Source organism: Actinoallomurus vinaceus (assembly GCF_039542055.1).
GTDB classification, from domain to species: Bacteria; Actinomycetota; Actinomycetes; order Streptosporangiales; family Streptosporangiaceae; genus Actinoallomurus; species Actinoallomurus vinaceus.
In genome coordinates, this window is sequence record NZ_BAABHK010000006.1 from 232,071 (window position 1) to 244,857 (window position 12,787).

A 12,787-nucleotide genomic window follows, 5' to 3' on the forward strand; every position below is an offset into this window, starting at 1 on the left:
GGCCGTCGCGGCCGGTGGACGGAGCGAGGTCGCGCTGGTCGCCGAGGGCGCGCAGCTGCTCGGCTAGGCGATCTCCTGAGTCCCGCGCCCTGCCGCCGGGGCCTTTGCTGGCTCAGGCCGACTCCTGTCGGCGGCCGTCGCGGCCGGTGGACGGAGCGAGGTCGCGCTGGTCGCCGAGGGCGCGCAGCTGCTCGGCTAGGCGATCTCCTGAGTCCCGCGCCCTGCCGCCGGGGCCTTTGCTGGCTCAGGCCGACTCCTGCCGGCGGCCGTCGCGGCCGGTGGACGGAGCGAGGTCGTACGCATCGGAGCGGAGAAGCGCGGCGCTTGCGGTCGCTGCGCGCCCGGGCGATCGCGGACGATGAGGGACTCCGCGGCCGGGCCCACGCGTCGTACGCCAAGGCCGAACGAGGCGGACGAGCCACGCGCCGCCGACCTGGATCGCGTGATCGAGTTCGTCCGCGCGGGTATCTCCGCGGCCTGACGGCCCGGACAGCGGCGATCGCCGAGAGATTTCGGGGTTCTGGCCCCGAAACCTCTCGGCGATCATGTCGTCCGGTTACCGGTGGGGGGCTGCGGCCGCTGCCGCCTGCGGGGCGCGGGCGGCCGTCGCGTTCGACCGGGAGAGGCGGTGGGCGCCGTCGGCGACGGTGAAGCTCGCCGTCACGGTGCTCGGCGCGTTCCGGCGGGTCACGTACGGGAGCGTGTGGAAGTCCGCTTTCAGCTCCGTGGGCGTCAGCCGGGCGGAGATGAAGCCGCGCCGCTGGTCGGCGTAGGCGATGTGCGGGTTCTCCTCGAGCTCGATCGCGCGGGCGGCCGGGACGTCGTACCCGTCGCCGTCGCTCGTGACCGAGGTCGTCACCAGCTCGACGCCGACCCGCCGCGAGTCGGGGTCGTCGAAGTCGGTCAGCAGGTCACTGGCGTAGTGACAGTGGATGTCGCCGGTGAGCACGACCGGGTTCCGGGCACCCGAGGCGACGATGTCGCCGAGCACGCGGTCCCGTTCGGCGGTGTATCCGTCCCAGGTGTCGAGCACGACCTCCTTGCCGGGGCCGAGGTGGTAGTCGTGCTGGGCCATGAAGATCTGCTGGGCCAGGAGGTTCCAGCGCGCCCGTGAGGCCTGGAGTCCGGAGGCGAGCCACTGCCGCTGCTTGCCCCCGACCAGCACCCGGCTCGTGAGCAGGCGGTCGGAGCAGTTCGCCCGGACGCCGTCGTCGCACGGCTGGTCGTCGCGGAACTGCCGGGTGTCCAGGACGTGGAAGGTCGCCAGGTCGCCCCAGGCCAGCCGCCGGTACAGCTGCATGCGGGACCCGTGCGGCAGGGACGTACGGCGCAGCGGCATGTGCTCGTAGTACGCGCGGTAGCCCGCAGTCTTGCGCTGGGGGAAGTTCGGCCTGCCGGACGTGCCGGGGTGGACGCCCGCCCAGTTGTTCTCCACCTCGTGGTCGTCGTTGACGGCGATCCAGGGGGCGAGGGCGTGCAGCGCCTGCAGGTCCGGGTCGGTCTTGTACTGGGCGTGCCGGAGCCGGAACTCGGCCAGCGTCTGGCACCGGTGCTCGGTGTGCGAACGGACGATCTTCCCGTCGGAGTTCTTGTAGCCGCCCGGCGCGTACTCGTAGATGTAGTCCCCGAGGTGCAGCACGAGGTCGGGATGCTGCTCGCCGAGACGCCGGTAGGCGGTGAAGTAGCCCTGCTCGTAGTTGGAGCACGACACGACGCCGAACGCCAGCGCCGGAGCGGTGCCCGGGGCGGGCGCGGTTCGTGTCCGGCCGGTCGGCGAGAGGTGCCGGCCGGTGCGGAACCGGTAGAAGTACTCCCGGCCGGGCTGGAGCCCGGTCGGCTCGACGTGCACACTGTGCGCCCAGGACGGCTGCGCGGTCGCGGTCCCGGACCGTACGACGCGGGTGAACTTCTCGTCCTCGGCGAGCTGCCACTCGACGTCGACGTTCCGGTCGGGCATGCCTCCATGCCCTCCGTCCGCGAGCGGGCTGGGCGCCAGACGGGTCCACAGGACGATGCCGTCGGGCGTCGGGTCGCCCGAGGCCACCCCCAGGGTGAACGGGTCGCCCGTCCGCCGGGGAGCCAGCGACATTCCGGCCGTGCCGATCAGGAAGGTGCGGCGTGTCAGTTCCACGCCTTTAGTTCAGATCCCGCTGCTGAGGGTCACAAGACGCGACGCTGACAGACCGGACAACTTCCAGTGGACGCCTCGTGACCGGACCCGCTCCGCGCCGGATGCATCATGGGCGAACAGCGATCCACCTCGGCGGTGGTTTTAAGCGCGAGAAGTGGCCCACCGCCCGTTTCTGGGCTGTCCGTGGAACACCACCGCAAGTCGGCGGCGGGTTCCGGCGGGCCGGAGCGCAGGCTGGGCGGTGGTCGGGTTCAGACATTATGTCCACCCGACCCACCCCGCCCGTCACCGCGGGTGACGGGCGGACCGGACGACACGATCCTGCACACCGGCCGAGACGACCGGCCCGGGATCCCGGGGTATGCCGCGAGCACGTCGGTGCACGAGCTCCCCGGCCCCAACCCGCGTCAATCCACGCGGCGCAAGATCATGACCCACTGCTGGTTGGCGCCGGCGTAGTGCCTGAGCTGCACCGGGGCGCCGTCGGAGCCGCCGGTCAGTGACATGACCCGGCCCTCCCCAGACTTTCGGATCACGTAATGGTGCCCTGGTTGTGGGACCAGGTTCCACCTGGCAGGAGCATCCTGCAGGACGACCCGGTCGCCGTCGCTGTCCACGTACTGGCCCGTCTGGACGTTCTTGATGGTGTAGGCGCCCTCGGCGAACGTCACCGTCCATTGCTGGGTGGCGGTCTCGCCCGCTCGCGAACCGACGACCGTGTTGCTCTGGGCGTCCGCGGTCAGCGCCTGCCCGCGGAATCCGACGTTCTCGATGCTGAAGGGGCCGGGCGGGATGACGGCGGCGGTGCCGGGTGTGACCGCTCCATGGGCCTGGGCCGGCACGGCCCCGCCGAGACCGGTGCTGAGCACCGCGGCCGCGGTGGCGGCCGCCACCGCGAACCGCCGTGCTCCTGCTGCCGCCCGCCCCGCCACGACCCGACCGCCAGGCCTGTCCAGCACGCGCATATCAGTCTCCTCCCGACACGCTTCATCACGGACTGTGAACATGCCGTCACGCTACTGCGGGTGAGCTCGTGGCGTCCTCGCCGACGGCGGCATGAATCTCACGCGACCCGTCCCACACGTCTGGCCTCACCGTCACCCCGGAGCCGCACAGCGCCCTCCACCTGCCGGAGCGCTGTCAGCCCGGTCCGTAACCCGACGGCCAGGAGGACTGATCGCGACTCAAGAACCACTGCGCTGGACCTACGACAACCTGATCTGAGCGGCGACGGCCTGTCCCACGGGCCCCGGCGTCAGCCGGGGGCCAGCCGTTCGTAGGTCTGCCAGGAGGAGACGAGCTTTCCGCCGGAACGGCGGCAGCGGCCGGCGTTCAGCTGGACCCAGTCCTCGGTGCGCTTCGTCTTCGCGCCGAATCGGACGGTCGGCCCGTTGTCGAAGGACTGTACGCTGCCGCCCTTCGACGCGATGAGCGCGGTGCTGATGAAGCCGCCCGGGGACCCGGTGAGGTGCCCCCTGAGCTGTGCGCAGGCCTGCCACTGGTCCTTCGGTGCCGTGTCCACCAGGACGAGGGTGCCGGAGTAGGCCGTCCGGCAGACGGTGCCCTTGAGCAGCACCGTCCCCGTGCCGGGCAGGCCGTACGCGCGGGTGTAGCCCTTGCAGCCCGGTCCCTTGGGGGCGGGAGACTGTTTCTTCTTGCTGGGAGTCGCGGACGGGTGAGGGGTCCGGCTCTGCAGCAGGGCGTCGTTCGGAGGCGTGTTCGGCGCCGAGGAGGACGGCGACGGGGTCGCGGCGGCGGCCACCGTCTTCGGGGAAGTGGCGGCGCTGCCGCCGTCGGGCCAGAGGGCGACGGCGAGGACGACGGCCGCCAGGGCGGTCACGGCCCCGGCGCCGACCACCCAGCGGGTCGTGGAGAGCCGTGACACGAAGGACGCCTCGGCCCGGGACGGCTCGCCGGCGCCGACGGGGTCCGGAGCATGACCGACCGGCGACCCGCCCGCCGGGCCTCCGGTACCGGCCGGTGTACCTCCGGCGGCCATGCCACCGGGGCCGCTGGGTGCGCCGCCGGGGGACACACCTGCGGTCGCCGCGGGTGTCCCGTCGGCGGCCAAGCCGCCCGGACCGCCTCCGGCGGCAGCGGCACCGGGGCCGTGGGACACGCCTCCGGGAGCCGCGAACACCCCGCCACCGACCGGGTCCGCGCCGGCCGCGGCGGCGGTGCCGAACGCCGGGGGAGGCGTGAGTCCGTCGACGGGATCCTGGCCCAGCAGGGCGGCGTGGGCCTGCTGGGCGGTGGGCCGGCGGGCCGGGTCCTTGGCCAGGCACGCGGCGACCACCGATCGGAGGGGTTCGGGCAGGGCGGTGACGTCCGGGTCGGCGCGTACGATCCGGTCCATCACCGCGGGCACCGACTCGTTGCCGAACGGAGGGCGGCCGGTCGCGGCGAAGAGGATCGTGGCACCCCAGGCGAACATGTCGACCGGCGGCCCGATCTCGCCGCCCGTCACCTGCTCCGGCGCCATGTACGCGGGCGTGCCGAGGCTGTTGCTCTCGTTCTTCCGGGCGGCGCCGAGGGCGCGGGCGATGCCGAAGTCGATGACCCGGGGCCCGTCCGCTCCGAGCAGGACGTTCTGCGGGTTGAAATCCCGGTGGACGACCCCGGCCTGGTGGATCGCGGCGAGGGCGGTCAGCGTGCTGATCGCCAGCCGCTCCAGCGCTCCGCCGGAGCGCGCACCCTCGGTGAGGATCTCCGCGCGCAGCGACCGGCCCTCGACGTACTCGCTGACGATGTACGGCTGGTCGCCGGCGAGGTCGGCGTCCAGGACCTGGGCGGTGCAGAAGCGGGCGACCTTCTTGGCGGCGGCCAGCTCCCGGACGAACCGGTTGCGCGCGTCGGGGTGGGCCGCCATGCGGGCGTGCAGCAGCTTGATCGCCACATGGGCGCCGGAGGCGTCCCGGCCGAGGAAGACGACCCCCTGGGTGCCGTCCCCGAGACGTTCCACGAGCCGGTAGGCCCCGAGCCGCGCCGGGTCGCCCGGTCGCAGCGGATGGCCCTCAGGCATCTGGTCGTCCTCTCGGTCTTTACCGTCGGTCACGCGAGAGGTAACGATAGCGCCGGTTCCACCGCCCTACAGGCCGATCCGGGGCACCTGGCGGACGGCGCGTGACTCCGCGGAGCTCAGCTCGTGGCGCGGCCGAGGGCGTACTGGAAGAGGTGCTCCTGCTGGATCGAGCCGTCGGCGCGCTGCATGGTCGCGAAGTTCGCCATGAAGATCTCGTGCGCGGCCTCGATGCCCATGATCTGGATGGCGCGCGCGACGTTCGGCGAGGCCGTCATGGAGTGCCAGGCGCTGTCCAGGGAGGCGAAGTCGTGCCGGTGGGTGACCTCCGCGCTGGCGAAGACGTCCAGCCCCGCCTCGACCATGACCTCCCGGAGCCGGAACAGGTCGTGCACCGGCGGCCCCTCCGTAGGCGGCGTGGGCACCCGGCCCCGTACGGCGCTGAGGAAGGCGCTCGCCTCGCGGCCGGACCAGTTGTGCCACAGGCCGATCGCGACGACGCCTCCCGGGCGGGTGACCCGGGCCAGCTCCGCCACGGCCACCGCCGGGGACGCGGCGTACTGGATGGCGTCGAACGCCATGACCTGGTCGAAGCAGCCGCGGTCGTAGGGCAGCTCGATGTTCTCGGCGGCGCGCAGGTCGACGTCGGGCAGCCGGTCGCGGGCCACCGACAGCAGGTCCGCCGCGGGGTCGCTCCCGGCGAGGTCGGCGCCGGTGAACGCCGCCAAGGCCAGTGCCGTGCCGGTTCCGCATCCGACGTGCAGCAGGCGGGTGCCGGGCTGCGGGCCCAGCGCCGCGAGGGTCGCGGCGTACAGGGGGCGAACCTGCTCCTCCCGTACGCGCGTTCGGCCGGTACTGTCGTGCGGTTGGACCTGCACGGTCCCCATCGTCGTCCTCCGTGTCGACTGCCGATGGCCTAATGATCACTAGGCCGCCGATCGAGTGCATCAGCATAATTGCTTACTTTTCAACTACGTGTACGACGTACGTGGTTCATACTCACCATGTGACAAGGCGGGTTTCGTGTCCCACGCTCATCGGCCGTGACGCCGAGCTCGACCGACTCGACGCCGCCCTGACCCAGGCGCAGGGCGGTTCCTCCGTCCTGCTCTTCGTCGCGGGGGACGCCGGGATCGGCAAGTCGCGCCTGGTCGCGACGTTCATCGAGCGCGCCCGACGGCGCGACGCCCTGGTCTTCACCGGGGGCTGCCTCGACCTGGCCGAGGGGGCCGCGCCGTACGCGCCGTTCGTCGCCGCGCTCCGGCCGCTGGCCGACGAGCTGACGGCCGAGGAGCTGGCCCACGTCCTCGGGGAGGCGCCGCGCGAGCTCGGCGCCCTCCTGCCCGAACTGTGCGGGCGCCCGCCGGCCCGCCGGGACGGCGCCGAACGCGGCCGCCTGTACGAGCTGGCCCTGGGGCTGTTCCAGCGGATGGCCGCGCTGCGCCCGGCCGTGCTCGTCCTGGAGGACCTGCACTGGATCGACCCGGCCTCCGCCGACCTGCTGTCGCTGCTGGGCGCCAACCTGCGCCGTGCCGGCCTGCTGATCGTCGGGACGTACCGCAGCGACGAGGTCGGGCGCGACCACCCACTGCACGGCACCGTCCTGGAGCTGGAACGCTCGGGGCACGCGGAGCGGATCGAGCTCGCCGGCCTGTCCCGGGACGAGGTGGCCGCCCAGGTGGCCGGGATCCTCGGCACCCGGCCCGCGACGCGGCAGGTCGGTTCGCTGTTCGACCGGTCGGAGGGGAACGCGTTCTTCGTCGAGGAGCTCGTGGCCGCCGGGCCGACCACGAAGGAGCTGCCGGCCAGCCTCCGCGAGGTGCTGCTGACCCGCGTCGAGCGCCTCGCCCCGGAGACCCGGCGCGTGCTGCGCGCCGTGGCCACCATCGGCCGGGTCAGCGACGAGGAGCTCATCGCCGCGGTGACCCGGCTGTCCCCCGTGGAGCTGGACGACGCGTTGCACGAGGCGGTCGCCCACCGGCTCCTCGTCGTCACGGGCGACGGATACGACGTACGGCACGCGCTGCTGCGCGAGGCGCTGCACGCCGAACTGCTGCCGGGGGAGCGCGCCCGGCTGCACGTCGCCGTCGCGACGGCGCTGGAGAAGCGGGGCCCGTCCGCCGAGCTGGCCCGCCACTGGCACGCCGCCGGCGACGCGGCACGGGCGCTGAGCGGCTTCGTCGGCGCCGCCGGGGCCGCACAGGCCACGTACGCCTGGGCCGTCGCGCTCGCCCACTACGAGCGGGCGCTCCGGCTGTGGCCGGAGGTGCCCGACGCCGAGTCCCGCGCCGGGATGCCCCACCCCGAGTTGATGCGCCGGGCCGCCGATGCCGCGACGGCCGCGGGGGAGGTGGACCGGGCCGCCCGCCTCGCCGAGGAGGCGATGGCCGAGGTCGACCCGGCGACCGCGCCCGCCTGCGCGGCGAGCCTGTGGACGCTCATGGGCCGGATCCGCTGGGTGGCCGGCGACATGGCGGGTGCGTCCGCCGCCTACGACAAGGCCATCGCGCTGCTGCCGGCCGAGGAGTCGGCCCGCGAACGCGCCCGGGTCCGCGGGCTGCAGGGCCACGCCCTGATGATCCAGGCCCGGTACCGCGAGTCCGTGGCCTCCTGCCGGGAGGCCATCGAGGCGGCCGCCGCGGTCGGTGCCCGCGACATCGAGGGGCACGCCCGCAACACCATGGGCGTCAGCCTCGGCATGCTCGGTGAGGTGACCACCGGCCTGTCCGAGCTCGCCGAGGCCCTGCGCAGCGCCAAGGAGCGCGACGACGCCTGGGAGATCGGCCGCGCCTACGTCAACTACACCGACGCGCTGCTGTGGGCGGGTGACTGGGCCAGGGCCGCCGAGGTCGGCATGGAGGGCGTCAGCATCTGCCGGGGTCTCGGATACGGCCGGACGACCTGCCTGTGCGCCGCCGGCAACACGCTCGCCGCGCTGATCCGCCTGGGCCGCTGGTCCGACGCCGATCGGCTCGCCGGCGAGGTGATGGACATCGAGGCGCCGCCCTGGCAGCGCTGGGGCGTCACCCTCGCCATGGCCGAGCTGCAGCTGCGCCGGGGCGACGGGGAGGGCGCGCGGCGCCACCTGGCCAGCCTCGCCGAGACGGTGGACCGCACCGACGGCATCGACCTGGCCAGCGCCTACCACGCCTGCCGGGCCCGGCTGGCGATCCTCGACAAGGACCTGTCCGCCGCGCGGACGCACGTACGGGCCGGGCTCGACGTCATCCGGGGCAGCGAGTTCACGAGGATCGGCCCGGAGCTGTGCTCGGCGGGGATCCTCGTGGAGGCGACCGTACGGGGCGAGGCCGAGCCGCTGCTGGAGGAGTGCCGGGAGCTGCTGGCGGCGATGCCCGCCACGCCCGAGGCGGAGGCGTACGCCCTGCAGGCCGAGGCTGAGGCCACTCGTCTCGGCACGCCGGATCCGGCGCTGTGGCGATCGGTGACCGAGGTGTGGGAACGCCTCGGCGAGGCCTACCGCGCGGCGTACTGCAGGTTCCGGGAGGCGGAGGCGATCCTGGCCGTGCGGGGCCCGCGCGACGAGGCGGTCGAGGCGCTGCGTGCGTCGTGGGAGACCATCGGCGCACTCGGCGCCGGCGGGGTGGGTCAGAACGTCGAGGACCTGGCGCGGCGAGCGCGGCTGGACCTCGTCCCGGCGGAGGAGTCCGTGCCGGGGCTGACCGCGCGGGAGGCCGAGGTGCTCACGCTGCTCAGCAGCGGGCGGACCAACCGGCAGATCGCCGAGACACTGTTCATCAGCGAACGGACCGTCGGCGTCCACGTGTCGCGCATCCTGCGCAAGCTCGGCGTGCCCAACCGCGGGGCGGCCGCCCACCTGTTCCGGGCGTCCGGCTGACGTTTTCGGGATCCTCACAGCCCGGCTCGAGAGTCCCCCGGAGCCCCGGAGCATAGTGCGGGAGGGACCTTTCAGGATCTTTTCGGCCGAGTCGCCCGGAGCCTGGGCGGGAGCGACCTTTTCCGAATCCTTTCAGCCGGGTCGCGGGTTCCCTGGAGCCCGGGGCCGGAGGATCGTGCCGACCGCTCAGAGCTTGGGGGTGAACGTGCCGCCGCGCAGCCCGGTGTCCACCAGTTCCACCGCACGGGCCACCGCCGCCAGGCGGGTGCCCTCGCGGCGGTAGATCTCGAGCACCGACTCCAGCCCGTGAGCGGGGACCAGGTCCGACAGCTCGGCGCGCGCCGTACGGAATCCCTCGCGCGCGGCCTCCAGCGCGGCGCCGACGTGCTGACGGGCCATGCGCGAGAGCACGACCGGATAGCGCCGCAGCACGCCGTACCTGCGGTATTCGGGCGGCACCAGGTCGAACAGCCAGGCCACCGCCGTGTCCTCGAATCTCTCGGAGCCCGGTGGATGCACTCCCGAAGGCCAGCCGGGCGGCACGTACGCGGTCACAACGTCAGGATAGATTCAACTCGAAAGAATGTTCGAGTAAGGGTAGGAGAAAATACCGCGGGCGCTACTTCTCCTCGTCCTCCGGCTCACGGCGCTTCGTGATCCTGATGGTGCCGGAGTCGAGGTCGTCGCGGCCCGGCGTGCTGTGCGTGTGCAGCTCATGCCGGCGCGTCTTCTCCTTCTCCTGCTCCTCCAGCTGGATCTGCTTGCCCGCACCACCGAACGCGGCCTGCAGGTCCGCGAACATTCCCGGCCCGAACCCGGCGCCGGACGACGAGTCGCCCCGGATCGCCGACATCAGGCCACTGCCTTTGCCGCTGCCGTCCTTCGGCCAGTCGATCACTTCCGGCTCAGTGGCAACAGCGGGACGCTTACGCGGACGCCTGCGGCGCCGTCGAAACGGTGATTTCACGCAACCTCCAACGTTCGGCCGGGCACCAGGATTCCGCACCGGGGCCCCGCCGATGCTATGCGCGATTCTAGTGATCTTGGTATGCGCGATTCCCGCGATCTCGGACGGTACGCTGCGGAGGGTGCCCACCACACTGGCCGACATCATCACACTCCTGGAAGGCCGCTACGACCCCGCCTGGGCGGAGTCGTGGGACGCCGTCGGCCTGGTCTGCGGCGATCCGTACGCCGTCGTCCGCCGGGTGCTGTTCGCCGTCGACCCGGTGACCGCCGTGGTGGACGAGGCCCTCGACTGGGGCGCCGACCTGATCGTCACCCACCATCCGCTGTTGCTGCGGCCCGTGCACGGCGTGCCGGCCACCACGCCGAAGGGCCGCATCGTGCACCGGCTCATCACCGCCGGCACCGCCCTGTACACCGCGCACACCAACGCCGACGTCGCCGACCCGGGCGTGTCCGACGCGCTCGCCCGCGCCGTCGGGCTCACCGGGCCGCTGCGCCCTCTCAGCCCGTCCGCCGACGACCCGCGCCGCGGGCTCGGGCGCATCGGCGAGCTGCCCGCCCCCGTGACGCTCCGGGAGTTCACGGACGTGGCGGCGAAGGGCCTGCCCGCCACGGCCGCCGGTCTCCGCGTCGCGGGCGACCCGGAGGCGCCGGTCCGTACGGTCGCGGTCTGCGGGGGAGCGGGCGACTCGCTGCTGGGCACGGCGCGGGCCGCGGGGGCCGACGTCTACCTCACGGCCGACCTCCGTCACCACCCGGCGTCGGAGTTCCGCGAAGATGGGGGTATTGCGCTCGTCGACGCCGCACACTGGGCGACGGAATGGCCGTGGCTCGGCGACGCGGCGGGCCTGGTGCGCCAGACTGGCGTGGAGACCCGGATCTCCACCGTCGTGACCGACGCGTGGACCTTTCGATCCCATGAAGGAAATTCGTGAAAGCAGCACCTGAAGCCCAGTTGCGCCTCCTCGACCTGCAGGAGCTGGACACCACACTGGACCGGCTCGCCCACCGGAGGCGCGGCCTCCCTGAGCTCGCGGAGATCGCGAAGGTCGAGGAGCGCATCGGCGGCGTCGCCGACGCGCTCGTCGCCGCCCAGACCGAGATCAGCGACATCGACCGGGAGCAGAAGAAGGCCGAGCAGGACGTCGACCAGGTCCGCGCCCGCGCCGAGCGCGACCAGAAGCGGCTCGACTCCGGCCAGGTCTCCTCCGCTCGCGACCTGGAGAACCTCCAGTCCGAGATCGCGTCCCTGAACAAGCGGCAGTCCGACCTCGAGGAGATCGTCCTCGAGGTGATGGAGCGCCGCGAGGAGGCGGAGAACCGCCTGCGCGCCGTCGAGACGGACAAGGAGGCCGCCGACAAGGAGCTGGCCGAGCTGGCCGAGCGCCGCGACGCCGCCTACCAGGAGATCGACGGCCAGGCCGAGCTGACCCGCACCGCCCGGTCCGGTGTCAGCGGGGACGTCCCCGACGACCTGCTCAAGCTCTACGAGAAGCTGCGCGAACAGCACCGGGGCGTCGCCGCCGCGGCCCTGCTGCGCGGCCAGTGCCAGGGCTGCCACCTCCAGCTCAACACCGTCGAGCTGAACGCCATCCGCGCCGCGGCCAAGGACGAGGTCGTCCGCTGCGAGGAGTGCCGCCGGATCCTCGTCCGCACCCCGGAATCCGGCCTGTGAAACTCATCGTCGAAGCCGATGGCGGATCGCGCGGCAACCCCGGCCCGGCCGGGTACGGCGCGGTGGTCCGCGACGCCCTGACCGGTCAGGTCCTCGCCGAGCGGGCCGAGTCCGTCGGGGTGGCGACCAACAACGTCGCCGAGTACCGCGGCCTCATCGCCGGCCTGGAGGCCGCGGCCCAGCTCGACTCCGGCGCCGACGTCGAGGTCCGGATGGACTCCAAGCTCGTCGTCGAGCAGATGTCCGGCCGCTGGAAGATCAAGCATCCGGACATGAAGCCGCTGGCCCTCCAGGCGCAGCGGATCGCCTCCGGACTCTCGTCGGTCCGCTACACCTGGATCCCCCGGGAGCGCAACAAGCACGCCGACCGGCTCGCCAATGAGGCCATGGACGCCGCCGCCGAGGGCCGTACCTGGGCGCCGTCGACCGTCGAGGACGACGAGCAGCCGGACCCGCCCACCACCAGCACCGGATGGGCGCCGCCGACGACCGAACCGACGACGACGCTGTTGCTCCGGCACGGCGAGACGCCCTTCTCCGGCGAACGCCGGTTCGCCGGCACCGGCGACATCCCACTGACCGACACGGGCCTCGCCCAGGCCCGAGCCGCGGGGAAGGCCCTGACCGGGCGGGGCATCGACGTGATCGTCACCTCGCCCCTCAAACGGACCCTGCAGACCGCCCAGGAGATCGCCCAGGTCATCGACGTTCCGGTCCGCACGGAGGACGACCTGCGCGAGACCGACTTCGGCGACTGGGAGGGCTACACCTTCGCCGAGGTCCGCGAACGCTGGCCCGCCGAACTCGACGCCTGGCTCGCCGACCCGTCCGTCGCACCCCCGTACGGCGAGAGCTTCGACGCCACCGTCAAGCGCGTCCGCACCGCCCGCGACAAGCTCCTGGTCCGCTACCGGAAACAGACCGTCCTGGTCGTGTCGCACGTGACACCGATCAAGACGCTCGTCCGCCTGGCCCTCGACGCCCCGCCCTCCGCGCTGTACCGGATGCACCTGGACGTCGGATCGCTGTCGGTCGTCGACTGGTACGCCGACGGCCCCGCCGTCGTACGGTCCCTCAACGACACCCACCACTTGCGCGAGGCGGCCGAAAACCAGGCCCTTTGGTAAAATGATCCGA

The 12,787-nt window shown here is 72.8% G+C and carries 10 protein-coding genes; 4 read left to right on the forward strand and 6 right to left on the reverse strand.

Annotated features, from left to right (window positions below; all coding sequences use genetic code 11):
- Positions 1-556 precede the first annotated feature (556 nt).
- The 4 genes from ABEA24_RS22735 to ABEA24_RS22750 form a co-directional block, all read right to left on the reverse strand.
- Positions 557-2,131: an alkaline phosphatase D family protein gene (locus ABEA24_RS22735; protein WP_345433000.1), complete on the reverse strand. Its 1,575-nt coding sequence runs from the start codon at positions 2,129-2,131 to the stop codon at positions 557-559.
- Between the two features lie 407 nt (positions 2,132-2,538).
- A complete protein-coding gene (locus ABEA24_RS22740; protein WP_345433001.1) occupies positions 2,539-3,096 on the reverse strand; it encodes an RICIN domain-containing protein in 558 nt (185 codons plus the stop codon).
- A 290-nt stretch (positions 3,097-3,386) separates the two neighbouring features.
- Positions 3,387-5,186, reverse strand: a complete 1,800-nt coding sequence (locus ABEA24_RS22745) for a serine/threonine-protein kinase (protein ID WP_345433002.1) — start codon at positions 5,184-5,186, stop codon at positions 3,387-3,389.
- Positions 5,187-5,269: 83 nt separating this feature from the next.
- Positions 5,270-6,037 (reverse strand): class I SAM-dependent methyltransferase, encoded by a 768-nt coding sequence (locus ABEA24_RS22750; protein WP_345433003.1) that lies wholly within the window; start codon positions 6,035-6,037, stop codon positions 5,270-5,272.
- A 119-nt stretch (positions 6,038-6,156) separates the two neighbouring features.
- Between ABEA24_RS22750 and ABEA24_RS22755 the strand changes: the two genes are divergently transcribed.
- Positions 6,157-9,006 carry an ATP-binding protein gene (locus ABEA24_RS22755; RefSeq protein ID WP_345433004.1) on the forward strand — a complete coding sequence of 950 codons (2,850 nt, stop codon included), beginning with the start codon at positions 6,157-6,159 and terminating at the stop codon, positions 9,004-9,006.
- Positions 9,007-9,192: 186 nt separating this feature from the next.
- On the opposite strand, the gene ABEA24_RS22760 is transcribed toward ABEA24_RS22755, so the two are convergent.
- Positions 9,193-9,561 carry a hypothetical protein gene (locus ABEA24_RS22760; protein ID WP_345433005.1) on the reverse strand — a complete coding sequence of 123 codons (369 nt, stop codon included), beginning with the start codon at positions 9,559-9,561 and terminating at the stop codon, positions 9,193-9,195.
- A gap of 64 nt (positions 9,562-9,625) precedes the next feature.
- A complete protein-coding gene (locus ABEA24_RS22765; RefSeq protein WP_345433006.1) occupies positions 9,626-9,904 on the reverse strand; it encodes a DUF6191 domain-containing protein in 279 nt (92 codons plus the stop codon).
- A 181-nt stretch (positions 9,905-10,085) separates the two neighbouring features.
- Between ABEA24_RS22765 and ABEA24_RS22770 the strand changes: the two genes are divergently transcribed.
- The 3 genes from ABEA24_RS22770 to ABEA24_RS22780 are packed head-to-tail and all read left to right on the forward strand — an operon-like array spanning position 10,086 to position 12,777.
- Positions 10,086-10,910 (forward strand): Nif3-like dinuclear metal center hexameric protein, encoded by an 825-nt coding sequence (locus ABEA24_RS22770; RefSeq protein WP_425551227.1) that lies wholly within the window; start codon positions 10,086-10,088, stop codon positions 10,908-10,910.
- Positions 10,907-11,650: a zinc ribbon domain-containing protein gene (locus ABEA24_RS22775; protein ID WP_345433008.1), complete on the forward strand. Its 744-nt coding sequence runs from the start codon at positions 10,907-10,909 to the stop codon at positions 11,648-11,650. Before ABEA24_RS22770 ends, ABEA24_RS22775 begins: the two co-directional genes overlap by 4 nt.
- Complete coding sequence (locus ABEA24_RS22780; protein WP_425551221.1) at positions 11,647-12,777, forward strand: bifunctional RNase H/acid phosphatase; 1,131 nt, start codon at positions 11,647-11,649, stop codon at positions 12,775-12,777. The genes ABEA24_RS22775 and ABEA24_RS22780 overlap by 4 nt, the downstream gene beginning before the upstream one ends.
- Positions 12,778-12,787 lie beyond the last annotated feature (10 nt).

Coding starts and splice junctions, on each gene's coding strand:
- ABEA24_RS22740 (WP_345433001.1), bottom strand. CDS start 3,096: ATGCGCGTGCTGGACAGGCCTGGCGGTCGGGTCGTGGCGGGGCGGGCG.
- ABEA24_RS22750 (WP_345433003.1), bottom strand. CDS start 6,037: ATGGGGACCGTGCAGGTCCAACCGCACGACAGTACCGGCCGAACGCGC.